Source organism: Nitrobacter sp. TKz-YC02 (assembly GCF_049852135.1).
Taxonomy (GTDB): domain Bacteria; phylum Pseudomonadota; class Alphaproteobacteria; order Rhizobiales; family Xanthobacteraceae; genus Nitrobacter; species Nitrobacter vulgaris.
The window spans coordinates 2,853,133-2,879,360 of sequence record NZ_CP180728.1; the positions used below are offsets into that span (position 1 = coordinate 2,853,133).

27 protein-coding genes and 3 pseudogenes are annotated in these 26,228 nt (G+C 58.3%); 8 read left to right on the top strand and 22 right to left on the bottom strand.

Translation table 11 applies throughout. The annotated features are described in order from the left end of the window. Positions 1-449 precede the first annotated feature (449 nt). Positions 450-785 carry a hypothetical protein gene (locus ACM561_RS13620; RefSeq protein WP_425905668.1) on the top strand — a complete coding sequence of 112 codons (336 nt, stop codon included), beginning with the start codon at positions 450-452 and terminating at the stop codon, positions 783-785. Between the two features lie 388 nt (positions 786-1,173). Here the strand turns inward: ACM561_RS13620 and ACM561_RS13625 are convergent, their stop codons facing one another. Next, positions 1,174-2,109 carry a S1/P1 nuclease gene (locus ACM561_RS13625; protein ID WP_425909749.1) on the bottom strand — a complete coding sequence of 312 codons (936 nt, stop codon included), beginning with the start codon at positions 2,107-2,109 and terminating at the stop codon, positions 1,174-1,176. 885 nt (positions 2,110-2,994) lie between these two features. Here ACM561_RS13625 and ACM561_RS13630 point away from each other — a divergent pair. Beyond that, positions 2,995-4,404, top strand: coding sequence for a DUF2130 domain-containing protein (locus tag ACM561_RS13630; protein ID WP_425905670.1), 1,410 nt, complete (start codon positions 2,995-2,997; stop codon positions 4,402-4,404). Here ACM561_RS13630 and ACM561_RS13635 read toward each other — a convergent pair. Next, a complete protein-coding gene (locus tag ACM561_RS13635) occupies positions 4,285-4,602 on the bottom strand; it encodes an integrase core domain-containing protein (protein WP_425905672.1) in 318 nt (105 codons plus the stop codon). The two genes, ACM561_RS13630 and ACM561_RS13635, sit on opposite strands and share 120 nt — an antisense overlap. 422 nt (positions 4,603-5,024) lie before the next feature. Here ACM561_RS13635 and ACM561_RS13640 point away from each other — a divergent pair, with 422 nt between their 5' ends. The 5 genes and pseudogenes from ACM561_RS13640 to ACM561_RS13660 all read left to right on the top strand — a co-directional run. Further along, on the top strand, positions 5,025-5,708 hold the full coding sequence (locus tag ACM561_RS13640; protein WP_425905673.1) for an integrase core domain-containing protein: 684 nt from the start codon (positions 5,025-5,027) through the stop codon (positions 5,706-5,708). 234 nt (positions 5,709-5,942) lie between these two features. Further along, positions 5,943-6,536: a hypothetical protein gene (locus ACM561_RS13645; RefSeq protein WP_425909751.1), complete on the top strand. Its 594-nt coding sequence runs from the start codon at positions 5,943-5,945 to the stop codon at positions 6,534-6,536. A 316-nt stretch (positions 6,537-6,852) separates the two neighbouring features. Then, positions 6,853-7,104, top strand: coding sequence for a ParB N-terminal domain-containing protein (locus ACM561_RS13650; protein ID WP_425905675.1), 252 nt, complete (start codon positions 6,853-6,855; stop codon positions 7,102-7,104). 358 nt (positions 7,105-7,462) lie between these two features. Next, positions 7,463-7,615 (top strand): annotated as a pseudogene (locus ACM561_RS13655) (integrase core domain-containing protein); the annotation flags it as partial. 30 nt (positions 7,616-7,645) lie between these two features. Continuing rightward, positions 7,646-7,786, top strand: a pseudogene (locus ACM561_RS13660) (integrase core domain-containing protein); the annotation flags it as partial. 128 nt (positions 7,787-7,914) lie between these two features. Here the strand turns inward: ACM561_RS13660 and ACM561_RS13665 are convergent. From ACM561_RS13665 to ACM561_RS13760, 20 genes and pseudogenes are all read right to left on the bottom strand, one after another. After that, positions 7,915-9,033: an alpha/beta hydrolase gene (locus ACM561_RS13665; RefSeq protein ID WP_425905677.1), complete on the bottom strand. Its 1,119-nt coding sequence runs from the start codon at positions 9,031-9,033 to the stop codon at positions 7,915-7,917. Positions 9,034-9,256: 223 nt separating this feature from the next. Beyond that, positions 9,257-9,691: a hypothetical protein gene (locus ACM561_RS13670; protein WP_425905678.1), complete on the bottom strand. Its 435-nt coding sequence runs from the start codon at positions 9,689-9,691 to the stop codon at positions 9,257-9,259. 291 nt (positions 9,692-9,982) lie between these two features. Further along, positions 9,983-10,339 (bottom strand): HdeA/HdeB family chaperone, encoded by a 357-nt coding sequence (locus tag ACM561_RS13675; protein WP_425905680.1) that lies wholly within the window; start codon positions 10,337-10,339, stop codon positions 9,983-9,985. 34 nt (positions 10,340-10,373) lie between these two features. Continuing rightward, positions 10,374-10,832 carry a DUF992 domain-containing protein gene (locus tag ACM561_RS13680; RefSeq protein ID WP_425905682.1) on the bottom strand — a complete coding sequence of 153 codons (459 nt, stop codon included), beginning with the start codon at positions 10,830-10,832 and terminating at the stop codon, positions 10,374-10,376. A 238-nt stretch (positions 10,833-11,070) separates the two neighbouring features. Next, on the bottom strand, positions 11,071-11,382 hold the full coding sequence (locus ACM561_RS13685) for a hypothetical protein (RefSeq protein WP_425905683.1): 312 nt from the start codon (positions 11,380-11,382) through the stop codon (positions 11,071-11,073). Continuing rightward, entirely contained in the window at positions 11,379-12,194 is an 816-nt protein-coding gene (locus ACM561_RS13690; protein ID WP_425905684.1) for a DUF2092 domain-containing protein, read from the bottom strand. The genes ACM561_RS13685 and ACM561_RS13690 overlap by 4 nt, the downstream gene beginning before the upstream one ends. 130 nt (positions 12,195-12,324) lie before the next feature. Next, positions 12,325-12,861 carry an IS110 family transposase gene (locus tag ACM561_RS13695; protein ID WP_425905686.1) on the bottom strand — a complete coding sequence of 179 codons (537 nt, stop codon included), beginning with the start codon at positions 12,859-12,861 and terminating at the stop codon, positions 12,325-12,327. Then, positions 12,845-14,779, bottom strand: a complete 1,935-nt coding sequence (recQ, locus tag ACM561_RS13700; protein WP_425905688.1) for a DNA helicase RecQ — start codon at positions 14,777-14,779, stop codon at positions 12,845-12,847. Before recQ ends, ACM561_RS13695 begins: the two co-directional genes overlap by 17 nt. 214 nt (positions 14,780-14,993) lie before the next feature. Further along, the gene (locus tag ACM561_RS13705; protein WP_425905689.1) at positions 14,994-15,173 is read right to left on the bottom strand and encodes a LysR family transcriptional regulator; all 180 of its coding nucleotides are present in this window, start codon (positions 15,171-15,173) and stop codon (positions 14,994-14,996) included. After that, a pseudogene (locus tag ACM561_RS13710) lies at positions 15,164-15,364 on the bottom strand (NAD(P)H:quinone oxidoreductase); the annotation flags it as partial. The gene ACM561_RS13705 and the pseudogene ACM561_RS13710, both read right to left, overlap by 10 nt. Continuing rightward, a complete protein-coding gene (locus ACM561_RS13715; protein ID WP_425905691.1) occupies positions 15,352-16,524 on the bottom strand; it encodes a low temperature requirement protein A in 1,173 nt (390 codons plus the stop codon). The gene ACM561_RS13715 and the pseudogene ACM561_RS13710, both read right to left, overlap by 13 nt. Positions 16,525-16,599: 75 nt before the next feature. Next, positions 16,600-17,274 carry a YoaK family protein gene (locus tag ACM561_RS13720; protein ID WP_425905693.1) on the bottom strand — a complete coding sequence of 225 codons (675 nt, stop codon included), beginning with the start codon at positions 17,272-17,274 and terminating at the stop codon, positions 16,600-16,602. A gap of 56 nt (positions 17,275-17,330) precedes the next feature. Then, complete coding sequence (locus ACM561_RS13725; protein ID WP_425905695.1) at positions 17,331-18,266, bottom strand: pirin family protein; 936 nt, start codon at positions 18,264-18,266, stop codon at positions 17,331-17,333. 28 nt (positions 18,267-18,294) lie between these two features. Next, positions 18,295-18,981, bottom strand: coding sequence for a YoaK family protein (locus ACM561_RS13730; RefSeq protein ID WP_425905696.1), 687 nt, complete (start codon positions 18,979-18,981; stop codon positions 18,295-18,297). A gap of 45 nt (positions 18,982-19,026) precedes the next feature. Continuing rightward, positions 19,027-20,544, bottom strand: coding sequence for an alginate export family protein (locus ACM561_RS13735; protein ID WP_425905698.1), 1,518 nt, complete (start codon positions 20,542-20,544; stop codon positions 19,027-19,029). After that, positions 20,528-20,959 (bottom strand): DoxX family protein, encoded by a 432-nt coding sequence (locus ACM561_RS13740; RefSeq protein WP_425905699.1) that lies wholly within the window; start codon positions 20,957-20,959, stop codon positions 20,528-20,530. Before ACM561_RS13740 ends, ACM561_RS13735 begins: the two co-directional genes overlap by 17 nt. A 42-nt stretch (positions 20,960-21,001) precedes the next feature. Then, complete coding sequence (locus ACM561_RS13745) at positions 21,002-22,879, bottom strand: amidohydrolase (protein ID WP_425905700.1); 1,878 nt, start codon at positions 22,877-22,879, stop codon at positions 21,002-21,004. A gap of 102 nt (positions 22,880-22,981) precedes the next feature. Continuing rightward, entirely contained in the window at positions 22,982-23,260 is a 279-nt protein-coding gene (locus ACM561_RS13750; protein WP_425905701.1) for a XapX domain-containing protein, read from the bottom strand. A gap of 133 nt (positions 23,261-23,393) precedes the next feature. After that, positions 23,394-24,083 carry a hydrolase gene (locus tag ACM561_RS13755; RefSeq protein ID WP_425905703.1) on the bottom strand — a complete coding sequence of 230 codons (690 nt, stop codon included), beginning with the start codon at positions 24,081-24,083 and terminating at the stop codon, positions 23,394-23,396. A gap of 35 nt (positions 24,084-24,118) precedes the next feature. Then, positions 24,119-24,787: an alpha/beta hydrolase gene (locus tag ACM561_RS13760; RefSeq protein WP_425905705.1), complete on the bottom strand. Its 669-nt coding sequence runs from the start codon at positions 24,785-24,787 to the stop codon at positions 24,119-24,121. Positions 24,788-25,123: 336 nt separating this feature from the next. Here ACM561_RS13760 and ACM561_RS13765 point away from each other — a divergent pair, with 336 nt between their 5' ends. Next, complete coding sequence (locus ACM561_RS13765) at positions 25,124-26,062, top strand: LysR substrate-binding domain-containing protein (protein WP_425905707.1); 939 nt, start codon at positions 25,124-25,126, stop codon at positions 26,060-26,062. The last annotated feature ends 166 nt before the right edge of the window (positions 26,063-26,228 follow it).

The following is a 26,228-nucleotide window of genomic DNA, read 5'->3' on the forward strand; positions in this document are numbered from 1 at the left end:
CGGTATTCCTAGTCATTATCGACGAGGGTGTCCCGGAACTCCGCTGGCCCATCGATCAATTGGCTTTTGCGGTCCTCTACATTGGCACTGCTGGCATACCTTTCGCTCAGTCCGTCGACTGCGCCCTCAGCCAAGTCGCTCGCACGTTGGCTTTGGTTTCTCGCGGCGTGTTCATCGAGCCAATCCTGCTCAGCCGCCAAAGCGGCCCAAGCTTGAGCCATCCGCCTATTCCATATCCGGCGATCATACAATTCCACAATCCCGCCTCATGAAGGAGATGCAACCGCCACCTACCCTTGCAGAAGATAATATCGCAATCTTGACTCATGCTTGCATCAAGGTGCCGCGTTCACGCCACCGCGAAAACAAAGAAGCGGAGCACACTACCGGGCGGCACCCCCGAGCGCGGAAATTGATCCGGTTACCGAAGGACGAAGAGAACGCTTCCAATGAGTTCGATATCACTACACAAACAAATTGCCACCACGCTCGTTGATAACGCGGTCAAAGACGGCTTCATCATCTCCATCAACAACGGGGACGAGACGATCGTGGACCAGTCACGGAATAGCGGCGAGATCATCAGCGCGATGTTTCATGCCGAAATGGACACGCTCACGCTAAACGTCGAAGAGCGGCGCGTTGGCTTTATCACTCTAATCTACGACAACGAAAGAACCGGGCTCGATGTGATCAGCGACCACACTGACATCCCTCACATTAATCGTCTGGTTGAGCACACCATGAGGGAGTTCGAGCGTTGGTGCCGCGTATCTCGTCGATGATTCCACTCGCACCAGCGGCATTTTGTCAAAGCTCGCGACGAGCTGGCTTGGGTTCCGCTGGCCTTACGCTTTCGCGGCTGTCTTTGCTCGCCGATCTCGGCAAACGGATTTGGTAGCGTAATTTTCATATCGATCAGAGGTGACGCGGGAGAATGACTGCGGTCGGCCCGCGATATATGACGTCGCGCCGCTATCCTATCAGCTAGATCATTCGGGGTGCTGACACTTAAAATGTAACTCACGCGCCGGAGATTGGGAGTTTAGTATTGCGTGATCGATTGAGTTAGGCAGCACTAACACCACCCCGTTCCGTCGCTGCCTGGCATCTTTCCCGACTATCCGACGCCGATTGTGCGCAACGATGTGAGATCGCTACTCGCCGGGATTTTCAACGCAATGCATTGTTGATGACGTTTGCAAGTCTGGCCGCCGCCAGCGCGGCCCGGCTCAAGGCAATATTGCGGGCGTTCGTTTCGTACTCACGGGTCAGCAGCACCGGGTTTTTGCCCAGGCTCACGGGGGCTGCGTAAACGTATTCCTTGGCCACTTCGGCGCTCTCCTCGATCCACTTCAACGGGTCGGCGATCTTCGCCGCGGCATCACTGACATCCCGGTTGTCGAGCCCTTCCTTGTCCTCGGCATCGAAGATGGCGCCCGCGGGCGAGACGTAGCCACCGAAAATACTGTCCCAGTAGGCATGAAGCGCCATCGGCTTGCCGTTCGCCGGAATGACCTGCTCGGCGTTGCCGCCTGCATCGCCATTCGGAATCTGCCGGGTGAACCGGCCAATCCCGTGCAATGGCTGATGCGCATCGCCGACCAGGTGAAGGATCCAGACAAGATCATACGATCTCACATCGTCCGACGCGCCGGAGGCGGCCGGGAGCGCCGCCAGCATCAGGTTGAGTTGCGTCACCAGGTCGACGGTGGCCGGCGCCGGCATCTCCACCCCGTCCGGCGAGAAGTGGATGTCCTTGAAGTGCCAGTAAGGATGCTGGTTCCTGTCGGCATACCCGATGTTCTGACCAGCCGTCGGACTGTCGCCCCTATCGCGCGTGTAGTTATATTCCTTGGTCTTGATGTCATCCGCCCAGGTGGCGGCGTGAACGAACGCATGCAGCTTCGCGGTCTTGGGATCCGTGATGCCGGCCGTCCATTTCGGATAGTCCGGATTCAGCCGAAGCAGGACGTCCACCTTGTTCTTGACCGGCTGATCGAGCTGCTTGTAAGCGACGTAGGCGATCTGCATGTGGCCGCCGTCCCACCAGGCCAGGGATGGGCTGGCGGAGCAGCCGATGACCAGGCCGATCGCCGAGGCAACCAGCGGGGAAGCGGGCGAACGATGTCATGGAGTTTCTCCGCAGTCGGTTGATCTTCGTCGAGAAAAATTTGAACATGGCGAGTTATCGTGACATCGGCGATCGAGAGGTCCAGCAAAATTTTTTGGTCCGAGTGTGCGGGGCCTCATAAAACTGCAACACGCCTATCGTACCGAAAGGCCGTCACGGCCAAGAATCTGATCAGGTTGCGGCCCTGACCAAAGTTCGATGATAAGCTGAAGACGTTTTCCGGCCGGCGGTCTTGGCGTCAGTGGACGTGCGATCTAGAAATATCCGGCGTCCGCTTCTGACCGATTGTGTTGAAAAACTCCGGGTTGTGACCGGTCAGAAGTGCTGATCCAACTCAGGCATCGAAGCCTGGGCGAAGCCATGATGGGTGAACGGCGTATCGATCATGCGGCGCTTTTCTATCAATTCTCGCAGGCCGCATCCATATCACCGACTGGACGACCAATCCGAATTTCCTCGGCGCCTATTCGACCATGTTGCCCGACTTCAAACGCCGTAATCCGCTGGTCGTCGGCAATTTGGTGTTCGCAGGCGAAGTGTTCGTGCAAGCCTGAAGAAGAGCCCGAGTCAAATGACCGGGCTTGGGATCCGAGCAAATGGTAGGACTCCGCCAACTACCATCGCGGGCGTGACCGGTGTCCATCAGCGGGTTCGCTAGCCACCGCCGTTCACATATGCATGGCACGCTTGGAGACGGTCTGAAGAAGTGGAATTGCCAAGCATATTGGGCAAAACCGCGGCTTCACGCTTGACCCGCTGAATGGCCATGTTCTATTTTCGTTCTCATGTAGACGGATGGCTGCTCTTGGGGCGCAGGAAGCTTAAATGCCTGCGGCCGACCAAAACCATTGGACAAGAACATGTACGAGATTATCTGTCCCCACTGTGACAAGGCCTTCAAGGTCGATGAATCGGGCTATGCGGAGATCTTAAAGCAGGTCCGCGATGGCGACTTTGAGAAACAACTCCACGAACGGCTGGAATTAGCCGAGCGCGAAAAGCTGTCCGCTGTGGAGTTGGCCAAGGCGAATTTCAGCAGCGATTTGCAGAAGATCGCGGCCGCCAAGGATGCCCAAATTCAGGAGCTGAAATCCAAGCTTGACGCGAGTGAGGTCACTCAGAAGCTCGCTGTCACTGAAGCCCTCAGTGCGCTGGAAAGAGAACGTGACACGCTCGCGAACGCTCTAGTGCAAGCGGAACACGAGAAGAAAGCCGCGTCGGATCTTGCTGAAGCGCTTTTGGCCAGCGAGCTTCATAAGATCTCCGCAGACAAGGAAAGGGAAATCCAAGAGCTGAAGGCAAAGCTCCAAGGTATCGAACTTGAGAAGAAGCTTGCGGTGACCGAAGCGGTCAGTGTGATCCGGAAGGAGCGCGACGAGCTAAAAAATGAAATTAAGCAGGCTGGGCTTGAAAAACAGCTTTCTGAAAAGTCTCTCAAGGACAAGTACGAAACGCAGATCAAGGATCGTGATGACACGATCGAGCGATTGAAGGACATGAAAGCTCGCCTTTCGACCAAGATGGTCGGCGAAACCCTGGAACAGCACTGCGAGACCGAGTTTAACCGGGTGCGCTCAATGGCCTTTCCGCGGGCGTATTTCGAGAAAGACAACGACGCGCGCTCCGGTAGCAAGGGCGATTATATCTTTCGCGACTCGGACGGGGTTGGTACCGAGATCATCTCGATCATGTTCGAGATGAAGAACGAGAGCGACAAGACCGCGACAAAGAGCAAAAACGAGGATTTCCTCAAGGAGCTTGATCGGGATCGTGCCGAAAAGGGCTGCGAGTATGCGGTCCTAGTCTCGCTGCTCGAACCTGACAGCGAACTTTACAACGCAGGTATCGTCGACGTCTTCCACCGCTATCCGAAGATGTATGTCATCCGACCGCAATTCTTTCTGCCGATGATTACGCTTTTGCGAAACGCGGCTATCAACTCTCTGAAGTATAAGACGGAACTTGCGCTCGTTAAGGCGCAAAACATCGACATCACGCAATTCGAAAGCCAGCTTGAGACGTTCAAGAACGGGTTTGCCAAGAACTACGACCTCGCCTCCAGGAATTTTCAGACGGCGATCAACGAGATCGACAAGTCGATTGATCATCTCCAGAAGACAAAGGACGCCTTGATTGGCACAGATCGCAATCTACGCCTGGCGAACGACAAGGCGCAGGACGTGACGATCAAGAAGCTGACCCGCTCTAATCCGACGATGGCAGCGAAATTCTCGGAGTTGAAGAGCCAATCGGCCGAAGCCGCCGAGTGAGATGACGAATGCTCGAGGCGAGCGTGCGATCGCTTGGCGTTCGCCGAATACCACGATATGATCAAGGCATTCCCTGCGGATCGATCCGATCAGCCGTTCAGCATACGCATTTTGCCACGGTGAGCGAGGAGACGTCGGACGATCTCGAATGCCGATGGATCGAACGCGGCGGATAAAATATCTCGCCATAAGCTCCATCGCGGTCCCGGATCAGGTAACGAGGGGCCTTGTGTGTGCCGAAAACCTCATCCGAGTTGATGATGTGATGGAATCGTCTAAGCTGGTGGAATGATCGGGCTGTTCTGTTTCGTTCCGGCTGTCCTGGCCTCGCCATTCAAGTCGAAGTGGCGGCTTGAAGCTGAGAACGCGGCGCTTCGACATCAGTTGATTGTTTTGCGGCGCAAGTTGCGTGGCCGTGTGCGACTCGCAAATAGCGATCGCTGATTCTTTATCCAGCTGTATCGCTGGTTCCGTCGATCCTGAAGGTTCTCACCATCATCCGGCCCGAGACGCTCGTGCGTTGGCATCGGGCTGGCTTTCGCCGCTATTGGCGTTGGAAGTCGCGCCCGCAGGGAGGGCGCCCGCGGATCGACGCGGAGCTACGCGTATTGATCCGGCGGATGAGCGTCGAAAATCCGCTTTGGGGCGCGCCCCGCATCCACGGCGAACTGCTCAAGCTTGGGTTTGATGTCGCTCAATCAAGCGTCGCCAAGTACATGGTCAAACGGCCAGGACCGCTAAGCCAAGGGTGGCGGACTTTTCTGCGTAATCACGCGCCGGATATTGCCGCTATGGACTTGTTCGGTGTCCCGACGATCGGTTTCGACCTGCTCTATGCCTTCGTCATCGTCCGGCTCGATCGCAGAGACCTCGTCTGGATCAACGTCACAACAAACCCGACAGCGGAGTGGATTGCGCGTCAGATCACGGAGGCCTTCCCCTGGGATAATGCCCCAAAATACCTGATCCGAGATCGGGATCAAATCTATGGCGCGGTCGTCACCCGCCGATTGCGCGCCATGGGCATCCGGGACAAGCCCACCGCACCCGCTTCACCTTGGCAAAATGGCTTTGCCGAACGGCTGATCGGATCGATCCGGCGTGAGTGTGTGGACCACATCATTTTCCTGGGCGAGGCGCATCTGCGCCGGATACTCAAATCTTATGCCAAATATTACAACCGTGTCAGAACGCATCGATCCCTAAACAAGGATGCGCCGGTTTCTCGCCCGGTTCAGCGAACCGGTGTGATCAGTTCACGCGCCATCCTGGGTGGACTTCATCATCGCTACGCCCGTGTTTGAGTTTTCGGTACACACAGGGTGAACAGCTTGTTTGAGTAAGGCGCCGAACTTGGCCCTGGAACATTCGCAGGCTCCGATTTCTCCGAACAATTATTCGACCGACCAATCGCCCGGATTATGATCCATGTGCCGGGCGACCTGGTCGCGCAGGCTCTCAACGCAATGGACCGCATGGCGGCTCGGCTTCACGCTCCCGCTAACGCAAAGGTCTGAATGCGGACGGGTTCAAACGCAATGCAATCGAGACGATTGATCAACTTCCCCGCGGGCTTCGACGAGAAGAAAAGCTATCCCGCCATCGTCGTCTCGCATCCCGGCGGCGGCGTGAAGGAACAGACCGCGGGCACCTACGCCGCAGCATTCGTCCGCTGCGAAAGCCGCATGAACTTCGCCCGTCACGTCTACTTTGGTCGAGCCGCAGAAAGTGGCGGCGCCGGATGCATTTTGGGGCTCGATTGGATTTTCGGAGCGCCTAAGCCACCCTCCAAACGAGCGCGATCAGTCCTGCGCCCAACCTCCGCAAAACGTCCGCTCCGCCCGATGAAGCTGGAGCGACGCGCCACGTTGGTCACAGCGATTGCCCGCGGCCGCCGCTGGCTTGACGAACTCATCACCGATTCATCATCTGATGCCCAAGCGATCGCGACGCGCGAGCGATGCAGCCTGCGCCACGTCAACATGACGCTATCGCTGACCTTCCTCTCTCCCGCACTCACCAAGGCTGCCGTCGAAGGTCGGTTACCACGCGGCATCGGTCTCGAACAGCTTCGCGAGCTCCCAGCCGAATGGGATCGTCAGTTCGAAGTGCTAGGTCTCGATCCGATCTGACGAGCGATACCTCCGTTTGGTCTTGCCACCTCGATGGCGCGAAGGAAGCTCCCCCGCCGACAGGGTTTCGCACAGACGGGCAGACCATCCCCGTCCCGATCTTTCATCAATTAACATGATGCCGGCTATGTCCCGTTGAACCGATTGGTTGCAGGGCCGAACTGGCTGCCCACCCAGTCAGCGAAAGCGAGTGGTGGGTTGGACCACCTCATGAGCGTGCAGCAAGGATTGTCACCGCGCGCCGGCTTCGGCATATGGATTGGCGGTCATTTTTGAACCTTGTCTCTTCACGAAAATTGCGCCGCCCTTTTTGTGAATGAACCCGGCCTATTGCAAATCTAAGCAAGTCTCCGAATGGAAATGGAGACTTAAGGTGGACGCAACTAGCAAAATCGAAACGCCCCTTTCAATCGTTTATCAGGACATCGCAGCCCTCAATCCGCGCAAGAGCAATCCTCGAACCCACTCCAAGAAGCAGATCGACCAACTAGCACGAGCAATCTCGCAGTTCGGATTTACAAACCCGGTTCTGGTCGATGATGCCAATCCTTTGGCAGTACGATCTTGATGATCCACTTCTTGGGCTCGCTCACGGCGTCTTCTCGGACGGAGTGGACCAGGCCAGTCACGGACACACCCGACAGGCTCATTCGCGTTGGTATTCCCCTGAACTGAGCAGCCCGACAACGTCTTGCTTCAGAGCGTTGGGTCGTTTCGAACGTCTGCATATCCGGCTCCCTTCGCGCGCATGTCCGATCGGAATCGAAAAGGTCGGCGGGCGTGACGCCGCCGACCTTTCGATGCGACTGCCGGCTCAAGAATCCGGTGCCGTCGCGGCCTGTGATAATCGTGGCCGCGTATGCTTAATAAAGGATTAGCACCTGCCTCGGCTGTCAATCGGCTCGCAAATTTTGCATGCCGAATGACATGCCTCATGGTTCCTGTCGATGGCCGACGCTATCGAACGGATCGAGGAATGGAGGTGCCACTACAACAATGATCGGCCCCACACCTCGCTCGGCAACTTGACGCCGAACGAGTTCGCACGACAAACTCAAACAGCTCGAGAAATTGCCTGACATCTGGACCACAAAACGGGGCAGCTCCAGTTCCTGTCGATGGCCGACGCTATCGAACGGATCGAGGAATGGAGGTGCCACTACAACAATGATCGGCCCCACACCTCGCTCGGCAACTTGACGCCGAACGAGTTCGCACGACAAACTCAAACAGCTCGAGAAATTGCCTGACATCTGGACCACAAAACGGGGCAGCTCCAAGCCCATCATGCATTAAGACTGAAACCGGACCACCTCATAGGGGCAGGCCAAAATGTTCTGATCGTGCATTTCACGATACTTTTAACGTCGCGAGCCGATCATTGAGCCACCCGATCTCCAATGTCGACTGGCCGTATGAACGTGTCATCATCGGTAAAGATGAACGTGCCAGCAGTGTTGCGGTATCGCAAGGCTTTCTCGTGCGACCTTGAATATAGCACGGCAACACTTACAAACCGATCATGCCCGAGGTCATCGTGTTTTGCGAGCCTCGAAATATCGACGACTTGAACCTTCTCTTTCAGGGCAGCCTCGCGCACAATGGGATTGTCGACATCGATGTCTCCCGCACGAGCAATACCACCATCAAGAAAACTAGAGGCTCGAAGCGCACCATCATCCTTGGAAACCAGGACAAGCAAAGGTGGCTTTAGCGGACCGATAGCTTGCACGTTGGTACGGAACGTTCTTGCATTGATGTCGGGTGCCGCGAGCACCACCCGGCTTAGCCTGGCGATCACCCGGCCCTTGCCTTCGATACGAAGCTGGCGCAGAGCTTCAACGGTCAACATGGCGCCCATGCTGTGGGCTACCACCATAATGTCGCTGACCTCGGAATTACTGCTAAGCATCGTTAGGAGAGCCATCAGATAGTCGCGAGAATAGTTTGCCGATTGCTTGTCTATTTCATAAGCCCCTACCCGACCTTGCGATGGCCACGCGAACAGTATCGGAATTCCGTCGATCTTCATGTCCGCTTGTAATTGCGTGATTCGGAACAGTGACTCTTGAAAGGTGTTGTTGAACCCGTGCACGAAAACAAAAACTTTGTGCTTTTTACGGTGGGTATGGTTCTGATGAGTAACAGCTTGACGAAACTCAGATTCGCTAAGTGCGGCCCGATCAACGACAGCAAAGTCTCTTTCTGGATCTGGAGTTGCGGTCGGCATTTCAATGTTGCCGGACTTGTGGTTAGGGGGAACTGAGACGGAAAACCTTGCAAAGTTGAGTGCATTGGCAAGGTTCGCGGTGAACGCGTTTTGTGACAAATCGCGTTCGCGCGTAGTTGCCACGTAAATTTGCATAGTCTTCCCGCCAACCGAGGCCGCCACCGGCGTCAGAGCCTCCGAACCAAGTCTGGCAGCACAACCAGCTAAAAGGAATGAGAATAGAATGGCGACTGCGCCTAGCGTACGACCGCCACTCCACCTCGACATGACAACTGACTCCCCACCACCGAGTAGCACCGATGCTGCTGTTCTTAAATTCCCCGAGACGAACAATGGCTTGCAAAGTATCCTAACGATTCTCTCGCAACCCGTGACTGCTTAGCGCCGCACACGTTTAACCCCAAGTCCCGCAAAGTTGTCGCATCTGCACGAAGCGGACCCGTCGCACGTGTGAGCATCAAGCGCACCGTGCGACCTGGCCGCATCACGCTTATTTAAACCTCACCGTTACCCCGCCTACTGCAGCCGACACTTCAGCGCCGACCTTGGGGCCGCTAAGCTGCAGGATTACGCCATTGGCATTCTGCAATTGAACGCCTCCCGCCCCGGCCGCAACTGCACCGCCAGCTCCAATCGCGCTGTAGTTGCCCTGAAACGCAGCCAGGCTATTCAGATTGAGAGCTCGTCCAACCAGCTTGGTCGTCGAGGCTCCGATCGTAAATCCGATACTCATGCCCGAAACGGTGAATGGATAGCGCCTGCCCTTGAAGGTAAGGACACCTTCGCCACCCCCGGCCCCGACGATGAATCCTCCTTTTGTGAATACGACGGAAACCTGACCAGTTTCGGCCCGCAATGGCGCGCTAAAGCCGACTACGCCAACAAGCAAGGCAACAAAAGCTGCGTTTAGAAAAAATCTTCTCATGACATTTTCCTCTGAAAGAGACAGCAACGGCTAGTTCAGTATCCGATCTGCCGCGAGAATCGACGGCGATCACTTTAGATTTTTACCTCCGCGATCCCTGCGGAGTCATTGTCGGAATGCCGTCTTGCGCGAGCAACTTGCGAGGTAACCGTTCTGGCCTCCAGTGGCTTACAAAGTCTCCTAACGATTTGCTCGCCCCCCAAGTTTCCGCACCTGTTGTTACATCTGCGCGAAGCGGACCAGTCGGTCGAGGAAACGAGGAGGTCTCGGCTGCTACCTCTTAAGCTGCGACTATTTTTTCATCTTGATGTTGTTCTGACTCCTGTACTCTTTGAACACCACGTCGATGGCTTCGATGACTTTTTTGCCTGGATTGGCCTTGCAATAAACAATGACTTCGTGCTGCAGCGCCTTTGCGCGGGTGACATTCACCATGTGCTTCTTGGCGAGGCCATTGTACCAACCGCTATACCAGGCAGCCAAATAGTCGGCATCTTCCTGGAACGTGCCCGCCAGTTGTGCGCAGGTCAGCTTCTGAACGTCGAGATGCCCGTCTTGATCCGCGTAGGTGTTGAGTTCGACCTGAGCCACGGCCGGCGCAGCAACAAGAAACGCAACGCAAGACAAGATGAGTTTTTTCGCAATCATTTGGATAAATCCTTTCGTTGCCTGGCTTCGGTATTCAATTGATTGGCTTGAGTTTCATGCGAGCGACGCCGAGCGCGAGATTGACGCCGACCTGTCCTTCCACCGACAACGGCTGCAGCGAAACCGATTTGCGCGTGCCGCCGACCAGCAGGTTGGCGCCAACGCCAAGACCGGCCGAAATGTCGCCGCTGGCGCCGACGAATTCTCCCGCCAGCGCACCAGATGGAATAGTGGTGCTCGCCAGCACCGCCCACGCCATTACGCCGCCGGCAGTAAACCCGATATCGAACCCGAGGCGGCCGATAGTGCCGATGTATTTCTGGGTCCGGCCGCTCTCCGATCTGAACTGACAACGGAGCCGCTGGCGCGATCCAACGAGGAGGCCGACACTCGCCGATATCCGGCAGGTCAATACCCCCTGACGAACCGTGTTGCCCTGCGCCGAGGCGGGCGCTGTCGAAAGCAGGAACGCCGTTAGCAACGCTGCGCTCACGTGGGGCATTCTCGGTGACGAAACTATCCTTGTTGTCACTGACATGTCTGGCCCTCTCGCTACTGGACTCGAACAGTCTCTCGCCGGCGGGCAAGATACCGATCGCAGCAGTCATCAAAACTTGTAGCCCATACGCGCCGTTGCTCAGTTGTTGCACCAGCGCCGACGCCGGGTGTGGTGACACGGTCCTCGCAACTGGTGGGCTTCAGGACAACGCCGGGTGAGCCATGCGGCCAACTTACCGGCAAACGGTGGCGACCCGCCCGTAGGCGTCCACGACCTGCGTGCAAGCGGGCGTGACCACCACGGGCGCAGCCACGACAGCCGCCGTACCCGCAGCTACCGACCCGACTGCCACGGCCCGGCGAGTGGTTCGCCTGGCAACACCGGCATAGCTCATTGGCGTCAGCGGACGGCCTATGCGGGCCTCAGCTGCGGACACCAGCGACGCTTGGGGATCGACGGGCAGTTGCCCATTCCACGACAGCACGGCGGCGCCAAGCACGGTGCCGATCGAAAGACGGACGAGAGCGGCCAATTTGCGGGTCATTTCCTTGCTCCTGCCTTAGCGGCGCCATGAGGTACTTCGTCGATGTCGCCGAGTTCGCCGAGCGTGATCTTCTTGGATGTAGAGTCCGGCTTGAATGCAAAGGCATCAGCTGCAACGTCCGTCTTCCAGTCCTTGATCCGTAGCGTGTATTGCGGCGCTTCCGCGACACCCTTGCTGGTGATGATATACTTTCGCGGGATCGGCTTCGCGCCCGTTTCGATCCAGATCTGCCAGTCGGTGTCGACGTTGCGAAACGCCAGATGATCGCATTCAACGCCGTCGATAACGCCCTTGCCGATCACGGCGGCGTCGACCACGTCCGCCATCATGACGTTGAATACGTTGGTCAGCAGCAAATCGGCGCCAGGAGCTACCACGCCGTGCTTTTCACGTAGCACATCGATCAATTCCTCGGTGGTGCCTGTGGTCTCGATCTGAGCATAGTCCTTGTCGTCCTTGTTGTTCACCGTAAGCATCTTGCCATCGAACACGATCTCCACGTCGCGATAGCCGCCAGTGCGCCTGACGCGGAGCTTGTCCGGTCGGCTCAATTGCACCTGGCCGGAGCTGGTGAACTGGATCTTCTGAAGATTGGAGGTAATCACTTCGACGTCGGAATCGTAGGTTACGTTCAGAGCCTTCTGGCCGGCTACGTAATCGGCCATCCCCTTCAAGATCTTCTCGGCATCGTCGCTCTGTGCGCTCGCCGGCGATAGAAGCGAAACGCTCATGGTCAACAACGTTCCAACCAGGACGGGCCACCGCGCTGCCGCGTCGATCGATTTGATCGCAGTCTCCTGCGTTTCTTTCATCGCCTCTCTCCCCCGTTTGCTTTGATGGAAAATCGATATCAAGGGTGGTGACGGCCAACTATTGGCCCAAGGTACAATGGAGCAGGGATAAGGTTGAATCCTTTGCGTGGTGTGTGAGCGTGAGTGCCGCTCAGTCACCTGCAACTTCAATGGCGACATAGTGGCGGTCACGTGCGAGGACCGCCCATGCAATGCGCGAGAGTTTATTTGCCAATGCCACGATCACGACGTTGCGGTGTGTCCGCTCGAGCAGACCTCTGAGCCAACGCCCGAGCGGGGTCTCGCTCTTGGCGAGCCCTGGCAGGGCGGTGCGTGCCCCATGGATCAACAGCGTCCGCAGATATACGTTGCCGCGTCTGCTGATGCCGAGCAGCTTTGGTTTTCCACCGGTCGTTGCCTGGCGCGGTACCAATCCCAGCCACGCCGCGAGGTCTCGGCCACGGGTGAACGTGCGGGCATTGCCGACCGCTGCCACAAGAGCTGTCGCCGTAAGGAGCCCGACCCCCGGAATCCCCATCAACCGACGGGTCGTCTCCGTTGCCCGCGCCCGCTCCAGAAGCTCTTGGTCGAACTCCAATATGCGCCGGTCGATGTCCCGCCATTCCTCGCGCATGTCCGCAAGTAGCCGCCGAAGACGCGGTCCAAGACCGTTACCTTCGTCCGCCAAAATCTCCGGAAGCAGCCGCTCGACCTTGCGTCGCCCTTGAGGCGCAGTGAGCCTTCGAGGCCACCAACGCGATCAGCGCATCGCCGTAGCGTTCGAGCTTCTTGTCGCCGATCCCAGCGATGGCGCGCAATTGAGCGTGGGTGCGCGGACTCGTTGTCGCGATGCCTTCCAAAGTCGCATCGTTTAAGACAACATAGGCGGGCACGCCGTGCTTGCGGGCCATCTCTGAACGCCAGGCGCGCAAAGCGCCGAGGAGACCGGTGGATTGCGAGGGCGCCTCGCGCGAGATTGCGGCAAACTTCACCCCCCGCTTCGATTTGGACGCGCCCCGTTGGCCGGCGGCATCCGCGGGTTCCTCGCGCAGCATCACTGCGGTGATGCCTTTCAAGACATCGCGCGATGACTCTGTTAGCTTGAATGCACCGAAAGCCTCGCTGTCTGGCCTGAGATGACCCAGCGCGACCACCTGGCGCAAAGCTGCGCGCCACTGACTGTCATTGAGGTTAGCGCCGATCCCGAATACCGACAACTGGTGATGCCCGAACTGCTTGACGCGATCCGTCTCACGGCCGGTCAGAATGTCGATGAGATGGGCAGCGCCGAAGCGCTCGCCGGTTCGATAGACAGAGGACAAGAGCTTTTGCGCGATGACGCTGCCGTCGCGAACCTTGGGTGGCGACAGGCAGTTATCGCAGTTGCCACACTTGGAAGCCTCCAGCTTTTCACCAAAATAACCTAGCAGGCGAGTTCGCCGGCAATGGGTGGTTTCGGCCAAGCCAACCAGCGCGTTGAGTTTATCGAGCGACACCCGCTTGAACGCTTCCGCCCCTTGCGACTCATCGATCATGCGCCGCTGCTGCACGATATCCGCGAGGCCATACGTCATCCATGCATCGGCGGGTTTGCCGTCACGTCCGGCGCGTCCGGTTTCCTGATAATAGGCCTCGATGTTCTTGGGCAGATCAAGATGCGCAACGAACCGCACGTCCGGCTTATCGATCCCCATGCCGAACGCTACGGTGGCGACGATGACGATGCCGTCTTCGTTGAGGAAACGATCCTGATTGCGGGCACGCAAATCTGAATCCAGGCCCGCGTGATAGGGCAGTGCCGCAATGCCGGCTTTGGTTAGCGCGGCGGCGGTATCCTCGACCTTGGCGCGCGACAGGCAATAAACGATGCCGGCATCGCCGGCATGACGTTCGGTGATGAACGCCTTGAGTTGCGTCTGAGCGTTTTTCTTGTCGATGATCTCATACTGAATATTGGGTCGGTCGAAACTGGCCACGAAGCTCGGCGCGCCATTGAGCACTAGTCGATCAACAATCTCGCGCCGAGTGAGATTATCTGCGGTCGCAGTCAGTGCGATGCGCGGTACCTTTGGAAAGCGTTCCGCGAGCAGCGACAGTCCAATGTATTCGGGCCGAAAGTCGTGCCCCCATTGCGATACGCAATGGGCCTCGTCGATGGCGAACAACGCTAGCCGCGCGCGGCTCAGGACGGCGAGGCAGCGTGGCGTCAGCAGCCGTTCCGGCGCGATATAAAGCAAATCGAGCCCGCCCGCGAGCAGACGCTGCTCGATCTCGGACGCCTCATCCCACGACAGCGTCGAGTTCAGAACCGCCGCCTTGACGCCCGCCTCGAGCAAGCCGGCGACCTGGTCGCGCATTAGCGCAATCAGCGGCGACACCACGACGCCGCAACCTTCACGCAACAACGACGGCAACTGGTAACATAGCGACTTGCCTCCGCCGGTTGGCATCAGCACCAGGCAATCGCCGCCTGCCGTCACGTGCCGGACGATTTCCTCCTGGGCGCCGCGAAAGGCACGCAGGCCGAACACGGAATGGAGAACTGATTGGGCTGTCGGAGCGATAGCGGAATTTTGTCCCTTGGTGGCAATGGCAGGATTGGGCATGTTGCTCTGATAATTGCCTGAACGTGAATCGGCACAGGGGGCAGATCGCTGCAGATGCCGGCAGTAGCGCCAAAAAGACAACCGAAAAAAGCCGATCGCGAGTATAGCGTCTGAGCCAGTTTGAAAGCGGTACCTCAACCTCGGTTTGGTCCCGCCAATCCGGACCAGGCTCTGCTATGCCAATCGGACGAATTAAATCGCGCAACAACAGGTGTCACTTGCCGCCGTCCCTACAACCGGCGATCAATTCGGCGGCTTCTAGCGTTGTCGCTGCGTCTTTGCCGCTTCTAACCGCCGATTCCTGAATGCCAAGTGCAGCCGCAGCCTTTCTGAAGCTGCCATGTTCGGCCGCAGCCAAGAGATATCGAAGATGGCGGACCTCGATCAGTCCCAAAGTTTGCTCGCCGTCTCAGCGATCTTGCGCCCTTGGTATCGGGCACCATTGAACTCGTTCTCAGTGGGCCTGCGCGATCCATCGCCGCCGGCAATCGTGGTTGGGCCGTAAGGCGAACCGCCGGTGACTTCGCCCAACGTCATTTGGCCTGCGCGACCGTAGTCAAGGCCTACGATTATCATTCCGAAGTGCCTGAAAATTTGCGTTCACGTGCCGGATGCAGTCGCCGTCGAACCATCACAGCGACGACCAACAAGGCCGTAACCAATTCCAGTGCGTGGTCTGAGAAAGCGCTGCTGCCGAGGATCAGCGCCGCCACCCCCAACAAAAGCCAGTGCTGAGGAACGCGTCTGGAGGTGCGATCGCGAACAAGCCACAGCGCCGAGAGGTAAAGCGTAATCGGAACGCCGATGGCGAGAGCCGCGACCTGTTCTGAAACGGGTGAGCCGCCGTGGACTACGTCCAGGGAGACCGCAAATCCCGCAGCCGTCGCGGCGCCAGCCGCAAACAGAATATAGTGACCATAGGCCCAAAGGAGTACGTTGCCGAGCTTGCGGCCAAGAAGCTGTTCCTTCCGGTCGAAATAAAGGCCCCACATCGAAAACGCGATGGCGAAGCACAGAACTGCCAGCCAGAAGTGTCGGAGATTCGGCACGCCGGCATCGGCGATGATCATTGCAATGGATGCGAAGCATTCGCCCAGCACAATAATATTGAACATATTATATCTATCGACGATGTGGTCGTGGTGCCAATTGGACGTGGTCTTCCACTCTGCCAGCACCGGGATCGCCAGTTCACCAGCAGCGCCGAGCGCAAAAAGGGGAAGGTAGAGCGCTGCCTGTGGAGGAAGAACGAGGATCAGGCCGTACCAATAGAATTGCATGACGCCGATCCCGCCCGCATAACGCAGGGCTGTCGGACGCCGATCTGGATCTCCATTTGCCGCGCCCAGCCAAAGGGCAATCATGCCCAGCCGCATAATGGTGAAACCGACGAGCGCCAGCCAGATAGGCTGATCGCCATGGGAATTCTGGATCCCTCCGGCAAGCGTGAGCGACCCGAATATGATGACCATCGACAAGGCACGAAATGCGATCGACTTATTGTCGTATCCGGATGCGAACCATGTGTAGTTCATCCAGGCTAGCCAGGCCATGAAGAAGCTCGACACAAACCGGATCGCACCGAGCGCGGGACGGTCGCCACTGACATCCTGCGCCAATCCATGCGCCGCGGCGGCCACAGCCACAACGGTTGCGAGGTCGAACATCAATTCGAGGGAGGTGGAACCACGATTGGCCTCGTCGCGATCGCGCGCTGGCAATCGGAAGTATGCTATCCGAGCCATGTTAGCCTGCCGCTCTTCGCGGGCCCGCCGACAGCGATGGCGACACCGGCGGGATTCTGGATCACAGCCACCTACTTAGCCTGACTTTTGCGCCGTCTCAGGCGAATAGAAGGAAGCGATCAGGAACAGAAGCACGGCAGGGAAAAGCATGCCGGCAACGCCCACTGTCGTTTGCGCGAACGCGCCTGCGCCACAGCCCGCTACAAAGCCGACGACAAGAATGATCGCCGTCAGAGATTGGCCCCATTCCCCGGAACTTTCCCTGTAACCGATCAGGCGACGCGCGGCCGCGACCGCAAGACCTGCGATATTGCCGGTCATCAAGGAAAACGGCGGGCCGAGCCGGGGGTCGAGCCGTTCGATCGCCGTCAGCATCCCCATTGCGGCGACAGCGAAGAGCGCGCAGGCGGTATCAGGCCCGGCCTTGGTGATGGCAAGGCCGGCGGAGATCGTGAAAGAACAGGCTGAAAGAACGAGCGTCCAGAAGGTCGCGCGCTCGAGCGGCTTAATCCAGGCGACCATCATTGCCGCGAGCCCCGCACCTAGCATAAAGAGCGGGAACGTCATGATCTGAAGACCGCGGAGGCCGCCCTTCGCATGCCCGACCAGGCCCAACCCGATGAGGATGACATTGCCGGTCACCAGACCGACGAACAGTCCGCCCAGATGTATGAAGAACAGCGCGTCGGCGAATCCGGAAATGAACGCCAGCACCAGTGAATTGCCTTTGCCGCGAAATTTATTCAGCATTCCGTGCCCTTTTTCTTTTGAAGCGTGCACCAGCTCAGAGTCACGCGGATTAGCCCTCAGTTCGGAAGCGGGATGAACTCCTGATTGTCATCCGGTGGTAGATGGAAGCGACCGTGAGCCCAGTCCCCTTTCGCCCAGGCTTCCTTCGCTGCATCAATTTTCTCTTGCGATGAGGCGACGAAATTCCACCAGACATAGCGCGGGCCGTTCAGGGTTTCGCCGCCCAGCAGCATCAGTCTTGCCCCGCGCGGCCCGGCGCGCACCGTGATCGCGTCGCCGGGTCTGAAGACCATCATCCGGCCGCTCTCGAACGGCTCGCCGGCGACCTCAATCGAACCTTCGGTGATGTAAAGTCCACGGTCCTCGTGGTCGTCAGGAAGAGGCAGGCTGGCGCCGGCTTCGAGCACCACATCGGCGTAGAACATCTCGCTGAAGGTCTTGACCGGTGCCTTTGCGCCCCAGGCCGATCCCAGGATCAGGCGCACTTGCTTGCCCTCACCCTCCAGCAGAGGAAGCGCATCCTTGCCACGATGCTCGAAGCTCGCATCGGTTTCTTCAGCACCCTCCGGCAGAGCCACCCATGTCTGAATGCCAAACAGGCCGTTCTTGCCAGCACGTGTGCTTGCGCTGGTGCGCTCCGAGTGGGTCACACCGCGGCCGGCGATCATCCAGTTCACCTCGCCCGGATAGATCATCTGGTTCGTGCCAAGCGAGTCACGGTGCTGAAACTCGCCGTTGTAAAGATAGGTCACCGTTGCCAGCCCGATATGCGGGTGGGGCCGCACATCGATCCCGCCGCCGGTGAGAAACTCGGCCGGCCCCATCTGGTCGAAGAAGATGAACGGCCCAATCATCTGGCGCGTCGGCGCTGGCAGCGCGCGACGGACTTCGAAACAGCCCAGGTCTCGCGCGCGGGGAATGATTTGCGTTTCAATCGCGTCGAGCTCGCCCGCTTCGGGGCAATGCGGCTCAAGACTTGGATTCCAGCTCATATCAGCAAACCTTCGGCTTTCGTAAATCTCAGGCGATCTCGGGATCGGCAGACAGGTGGATCGCGGTGACGATCGCGATCGCTACCAGGGGCGGGAGAAGAAAGGCCCGCAGGCCAAACCCGATGAAAATGAGGGCCGCTACGCCACATCCGGCAGCAAAAGCGACAATGTTCGGCACCATCTTCCGGAGCCGTCCTCGAATATCAGAGCGCTGCTGTTGCGACGCGGCCCCGGACAGAAGGTCGGCCAAATCGAGCATGACCTGTGTCGTCGTTCCGGTCATCAGCGTGGAGGGAGGGGCTTTTGGGAGGTAGACGCGATGCGCGGCATTCTGGATCGCCATCGCGCACACCAGAATCATGCCGGTGAGGATGGCGCGCCCACTGTCGCCATCGGGAAACGGCCCCCAGGCCAAAGCAAAGCTGGCGGCGACGGCTAGCAGCAGCACCTTGACCAGGAGCATCGTTTTCAATGCCCGGGGGCCCGACGCGCCTAGGTGAACCGCGATGACACGAGCGAGGACAATCGTCGCGCAGAAGACTGGCAGCGCAAGTAGCTTGGCGAATGCGCCTGACGTGCCCTCCACCATCGCAGCGCCAAACGTCACGAAGTTGCCCGTAACGTGGGCCGCGAACAGCCCATGCAGCGCCAGAAAACCGGCGGTGTCGACATATCCGCCGTTAAAACTCAACAATAGCGGAGCGCTTTGTTTCAATTCCCGTTTCCTTGTTCGATTCTTTCACCCTGCTTCGCTGTTGGATTAGAATGATAGTGTTGCCCACGCGACGGCGAACGATCCGGATGTGCCGCCAGCATCCCGAATTCTTCGGCCGGGGGTATAGTTCACAAAAGTGCCGCCGAAGCTCAGATGCTTGGCCGGTTTCCACTCAATCGTCGTTGAAACCTGCTGACCGATATATCGGCCTTTACCGCCAGCGGTTCCCTTGATCGGGGCCACCGCGGGCCCGCCGTAAAACGCATCGGCTTCCGTCTCCTTCCAGAGTGGATTCCAGCCCGCATTGAGGCTGACATCCTTCGACAGGGCCAGCGTCACATTCGGCTGAATGTCGATGAGGTTGGCCGGCGCTGCCAAGTTCGCTTCCGAGAAATACGGCAGCTTCGGAAACAGCGGATTGAAGGTGCCGAGCGTGCCGCCCTTCAGATTTTGATCGCCGCTGATCACATCGGCGTTGAGACCGAAGCGCGGTGAGAACGGCAAGTTCCGCACTGTGTAGCCAAGATCGGCCGACACCGTCCAGGCGCTGATGTTGTCCTGGCCGAAGGTGCCGAATTGGTAGGCGCCTTCGAGGTTCCAGTCGAAATCATTGGCCTTGCCGAAAAGGCGCCCGCCTACGGTGTGGCGATGTTCGTCGGCGACACCTCGAGCAAATTTGGCGTTGTCGTGATCGAGGCCGAGGTAATAGAGATCGAATTTGAGCACACTGACGCCCGGAACATGGCTCGTGGCATAGACGCCCCAGAAAGCCTGGCCAGGATCGGCGCTGTCGTCGAATACACCCGCCTGCGGAACAACCGGGCGCGTGTAGAAGGCGTCGATACGCGTACCCGCCGATCCGATCCAGGCGGCGCGAACGCCATCAAAAGAGCGCCGGATATTGGGACTCTCGCGCACGGACACGAGGCGTGATGAGCCGAAGCTCATTTCCTGTCGCCCGGCGCGCACCATGACGCTCCCGGCGCTGGCCGGAACCGTGAGTTCGCCATAGCCTTGCATCAGGTCGAGGCGATCGAGCTGCGTCCCGGATGGCGTCCCATTCCAAACCGGCACCAACCCGCTACCTAGTTGGACAAACGCCCGGACATTTGGCCCGAGATGCAGATCGGCCGACAGGAAGGTGCGCAGCAGCAGGCCGTCATTGTGTTCGGGCGTGCCAAGCCCGAAAATCGGGTGATCGGAAAACTCGGATCGGACGCGAAATTGCCCGCCGAAGTCGATGTAGACGGCGCGGTCCGAAGACAGCGGGATGTTCTTTAGTGCATCGAAGGGGTCGTTTTGGGCAGCGCCTTTCGAATTGCTCTCCTGCGCCATCGCGGCGGTGCCGAGCGTCAGACAACACACAGCCAAAGCAACACAAGAAAAACGCCTAGCAAACAGCGCTCCATGCCGGAACGGTAAGGGCTCAAACTGCTGATCGGCGCTTGTTATCCGATCGGTCTTGCCGAGGCGGTTACGAGCGACCTGTGTTTGTGTATCGGTGGTCGCCGGGCGGCGAGCATCGATGTCGGACACAACGAGACGCTTAAGAACTTCGCTCATGTCTTGCGTCTTTCGTTCCAGCGAGATCGTCTATGGCAACCAGAACGAACCCGCCGACGAGGCCGAGATGCTCGAAGAAGGTGTTCATCGCCATCATCCGCCCCTGACCGACCGGGATTTCCCAAAAGCGCAGCGCGACGAACGTCGCCAGCAGTGTGAAACCAGCCAGCGCAAGCGCCGCGAGCCAGCGCCAACGGCTGAACAGAACCATTGCACTGGCCACCAATTCGAACGTGATCACCATCACGGCGAAGACAGGGGCGGGTGACAATCCGAAATGGGCCATCTCGGCGATGGCGCTGTCGAAATCCAGAATCTTGGTCACGGGACCCTGGATATAGGCGGCGCACAAGGCGAGATAGGCGAACCACCGTATGGCGGGCGCCCCGAAGAACGGCCGAACGATCGCCGCCAATTCGTGGTGATCGACCGGGTAACGTTGGGCGGCGGGGTCATCTCATACCGCCCAGCAGGAGCAGCCCAGCGCGCCCCAAAAGCTCTTGAGGTCCGAGATCGGCAGTTTCGATCCCCAGGCGCTGGCATGATCATGGCCATGGACCCCGCAGGAGGAGGCGCATCCGCAAGACGAAATAGCCGCCCGATGCAGCGAATTCTTACCGGCACCCTCCGGTTCGCCCCACGCGGCATAGCCCTTGAAGGTGCGAACCGGCGACCAATCCGGCATGGCCGGCGGCACCGGATTGTCATCGAGCTTGGCGAAGTTGCCGGCACCATAGACAATCTTGCCACCCACCATCGTCAGATCGGACGTCAGGAAGGAAATCTCGTCTTCCGCGCAGGCGAAAAAGTCCTTGTCGGGCACGATCAGGTCCGCGAATTGCCCTGTCGCGATCCGGCCCTTTTTGCCTTCTTCGTTGGAGAACCAGGTAACGTTCTCTGTCCACATGCGCAGGGCGGTTTCCCGGTCGAGGCAGTTACGGCGAGGATAGATCTGCATACCGCCGACCGTCTTGCCGGTGATCATCCAGCTCAAGGACACCCAGGGATTGTAAGACGCCACGCGTGTTGCATCCGTGCCGGCCGAAACTTTCATGCCCTTCTTGAGCATCTGTGCGATCGGCGGTGTCGCCTCAGCAGCGCCAGCGCCATAGCGCTCGACGAAATATTCGCCCTGATAGGCCATGCGATGCTGCACCGCGACGCCGCCGCCGAGGGCGGCAATGCGATCCATCGACTTTTCCGAGATGGTCTCCGCATGGTCGAAGAACCAGTTCAGGCCTTCAAGCGGGATGTCCTTGTTGACCTTCTCGAACACGTCGAGGGCGCGCGAGATCGTCTCGTCATAGGTTGCATGCAAACGCCACGGCCAGCGATTTTGCGCGAGAATTCGCACGACCTCTTCCAGTTCGCCTTCCATTTCGGGCGGCATATCGGGGCGCGGTTGACGGAAATCCTCGAAATCCGCTGCCGAGAAGACTAACATCTCGCCCGCGCCGTTGTGACGGAAATAGTCGTTACCCTGCTTATATTGCACGGAAGACGTCCAGTTGAGAAAGTCCTCCTTCTCTTCCTTGGGCTTCTGCGTGAACAGATTATAGGCGAGGCGCACCGTGAGCTGATTGGCGTCAGACAGTTTCTGGATGACGGCATAATCTTCAGGATAGTTCTGAAAGCCCCCGCCTGCATCAATCACGCCGGTGACGCCCAGGCGATTCAACTCACGCATGAAATGCCGCGTCGAGTTGACCTGATAGTCGAACGGCAAGGTCGGTCCCTTGGCCAATGTGGCGTAGAGGATGGCGGCATTCGGCTTGGCGAGAAGCAGGCCGATCGGGTTGCCATTGGCGTCACGCGTGATTTCGCCACCGAGCGGTTCAGGCGTATCCTTGGTGTAACCAACCGCCCGCAGTGCCGCGGCATTCAGCAGCGCACGATCGTAGAGATGCAGCAAGAAAACCGGGGTATCCGGCGCAACCGCATTGATTTCGTTGATGGTCGGCAGGCGCTTTTCGGCGAACTGGTGCTCGGTGAATCCGCCGACCACCCGGACCCATTGCGGAGCCGGCGTGATGGCGACCTGGCGCCTCAGCATCTCCATGGCATCAGCCAGCGAGCGGACGCCGTCCCAGCGCAATTCCATATTGTAATTGAGACCACCGCGCACGACGTGCGTGTGATTGTCGATCAAACCGGGCAGCAGGCGCCGGCCTTTGAGATCGATCAACTTTGTGTTCGCGTCGGCGAGAGGCAAGATCTCCTTGTCATCACCGACAGCAACAAATTTGCCATCCTTGATGGCGACAGCGCTGGCAACAGGATTGCTCCGGTCGAGCGTGGTGATCTGTGCGTTGTGGATGATTGTATCAGCAGTCATTGCGGTCTCTCCCGAATGAATATTGATCATGCTTTATACCGATAAAGCCAGAGAACGCTGGGGTTGCTCGGTATGCGGTCCAAAGGGTGCAACAAGCACCCGTCAGCAGCTCTTGTCGTTTGGCAGATCGGATGGCTGCGCGACCTGCCGGCCCGGAAGCTGCCCGAACACATGCGTTGTCGCGCCTGTTTTATTGCAGGCCGATGCGAACGCCGTGCCGGCCAGCAATTGCTTTCCGACCGGGATGACCTGTTCGCCAACGAGCATTCCCAGCAGGCCGATCAACGCCACGACGGGCGGGGCGGGGGAGCGCACACCCAGAAGGCTGTAGACCACGCCGACCAGAAGGCCGGCTCCGAGCGATATGAGATAGAGTTTCATGGGATAATTCCTCTGATAATCGGCCCGAAGCTCCAACCCGCGTTCGAAATAGAAATGCGAACCCTTTGATGAGCGTCGCCCTTTCTTCTCTGGCCGGCCCATAACGACAGGCCAGAGAAGTGACCGGCGATGGCTATTTTGCGGGGTTCGGGTCGACACGCTCGCCGTGCCTCACGCGCTCGGGCGCCTTGTGCACCATGGTATAGGCATAATCGACGCCCATGCCGTAGGCGCCGGAATGCTCCTTCACGATATTCATGACGGCGTCGTAAGTCTCCTTGCGGGCCCAGTCGCGCTGCCATTCCAGCAGGACCTGCTGCCAGGTCACAGGCACGACACCGGCCTGCACTAGGCGATCCATGGCGTATTTCTGGGCGTCAGCACTGGTGGCGCCCGAGGCATCTGCGACCATATAGATCTCGTAGTCCGTGTCGTGCATGCACGAGAGCGCGAAGGTCATATTGCAGACCTCGGTCCACAGGCCGGAGCAGACGATCTTCTTGCGGCCGTCCTTGGCGTTTTTCGCCAATGCATCGCGAACATTCTGGTCGTCCCAGGAGTTCATCGACGAGCGTTCGAGGAGCTGGTTGTCGGGGAACACCGCCAGCAGTTCGGGATACGTGTGACCCGAAAAGGATTCGGTCTCAACCGTTGTGATGGTCGCCGGAATGTTGAAGGCCTTGGCCGCCTTGGCAAGGCCGACGACATTGTTCTTCAGCACTTGGCGGTCGATCGACTGAACCCCAAAGGCCATTTGCGGCTGTTGATCGATGAAGATGACCTGGCTGTTTTGAGGAGTCAGGAGCTCGGTAAGCTTGCTCATATTCGGTTCTCCGTTAGTGACCCGGGGCTGGTTGACTATGTGCACGTCGCGCGCAAAGAACCACGGGATGGGGACGCTGCGACGAGGTTGGACAAAAGAGCACGGACCTGACCGACTTCGTCGTCGTTGATCTCATGGCCCATGTGCGGATAGATTTTCTCGACGACATCGCCACCCAGTGCCGAGAGCACGCGGCTGCTTTCGCGGACCCGTTCGACCGGGATGTGGAAATCGTTGTCGGAGCACCCTAGAAAGACCGGTGTGTTGGCAAGGGACCCGGAATACTTTCTCGATATCCCCTCTGGACCCATTAGGCCCGCGCTCAAACCGATGACGGCGCCATATCGGCGCGCATTGCGTGCGGCAAATTCGAGCGCCAGGCATCCGCCTTGCGAAAAGCCGAGCAGGCCTATTCGCTCCGGACTAAACCCGAGCCCACCCAGATTGGTGACGACATTACCGATCGTGGCGAGCGAATTGGATAGGTAAGGATCGTTGCGGTCGAGCGGCGCCAGAAACGAAGCGGGATACCAGGAGCCGTCTGGCGCTTGCGGTGCGCAATAGGCGATATCGGGTTGCTCGAAGATGTCGGCAAGCCCGAACATGCTTTCCGCAGCGGCACCACGTCCGTGGACGAAAATGACGGCCACCTTGGCGCTTTTGAGCGGCGCACCTGTGGTCGAAAAGGGAAATATTTCAGTCATTTTATTACCCGTCGTCAAGCACTATTATTTCAAAAACACTCGCTCTCTTCGGTCGACTGGACAGTCATGGCGACATGAATTTTAGATTAACGTTGCCGATCGCGTATAGTTTACTCACTATTTACTTGAGAAAATCGCTTTATTGTTCGCATCCAAACGATGCATCGTCTTGCGAATACATCACTCTGCATCACGCACGCGACGATATCGGCGTTCCAATGTATTGACAATATGGAATCTTATGACGCACTTGTCTACGAATTGAGGACAAACGGGCGCCACGGCCAAGGCTCCTGACCTTTAGGAAGCCGATGGCTCAGGACTGCGGAGGCGCATTTGGACAAACTGACCAATATGAAGGCGTTCACCAAGGTGGTGATCCATGGCAGCTTCAGCGAGGCCGCGAGAGAGTTGAGGTTGTCGCGGTCTGCCGTCAGCAAATATGTGATCGATCTTGAGATCGAACTCGGCGTCCAACTGCTTAACCGAACCACGCAGAGCGCTACGCCAACCGAAGTTGGCCACCGTTATTATGAGCGTTGCCTCGCGATCCTCGCCGAAATCGAAGACGCCGAAACCTCGGTTTCGCAGTTCCAGGTCGAAGCCCGCGGCCTGCTGCGCGTCAACGCGCCCATGTCGTTCGGGACAATGTTCCTCGGACGTTTGATCGGCCAGTTCATGGCACACCATCCCGCCCTTCAGATTCAGTTGGTCCTCACCGATCAACAACTCGATACCGTTCAAGAGGGGTTCGACGTCACGATCCGCTTGACCGATACGCCGCCCCCAAATCTCGTCACCCACCAGATCGCATCTGCATCAAGGGTAATCTGTGCGTCGCCTGGCTATCTGGAGCAGGCCGGTATTCCCCAACATCCTCGGGATCTGCGGGACCACACCTGCCTCAATTACGGCTATCTGGCGACCAAGTCACAATGGAAGCTCACCGGCACGGACGGCGATCATTGGGTGCCGGTGAATTGGAGTCTATGTAGCAACAACGGAGAGGTGTTGCGGGACGCCGCGCTTGAAGGGCGCGGGATCACTCTGCTTCCAACCTTCATCGTCGAATCCTGCCTCCGCGACGGCAGGCTGCAGGAAGTGCTGAGTGACTATCGCGCGCCCGAGATGTCCGTCCACGCGATGTTCCCGCCCGCGAGATACCTGCCTTACAAGTTGCGGGTCTTCATCGATTTTCTCGTCGAAGCCCTTTCCGAACGATTCACTGGGCCGACACCCCCGATGCCGCAACGCCGGCGTAACAAGAATACTTAGGCTCAGGATCTGTAATTTACAGAAGCTCTCGCGGCTGCCCCTGAGGGTTTCAAGGACCTGTTGGCACTCGCCGCCCCGGAGGGCGGTGGTGCTGTATCGGGTCTCACAAGGTCGGACGTTGCATTGACTCGAAACGGGCTTGGCAGCCCATCTGGTAACCTTCGCA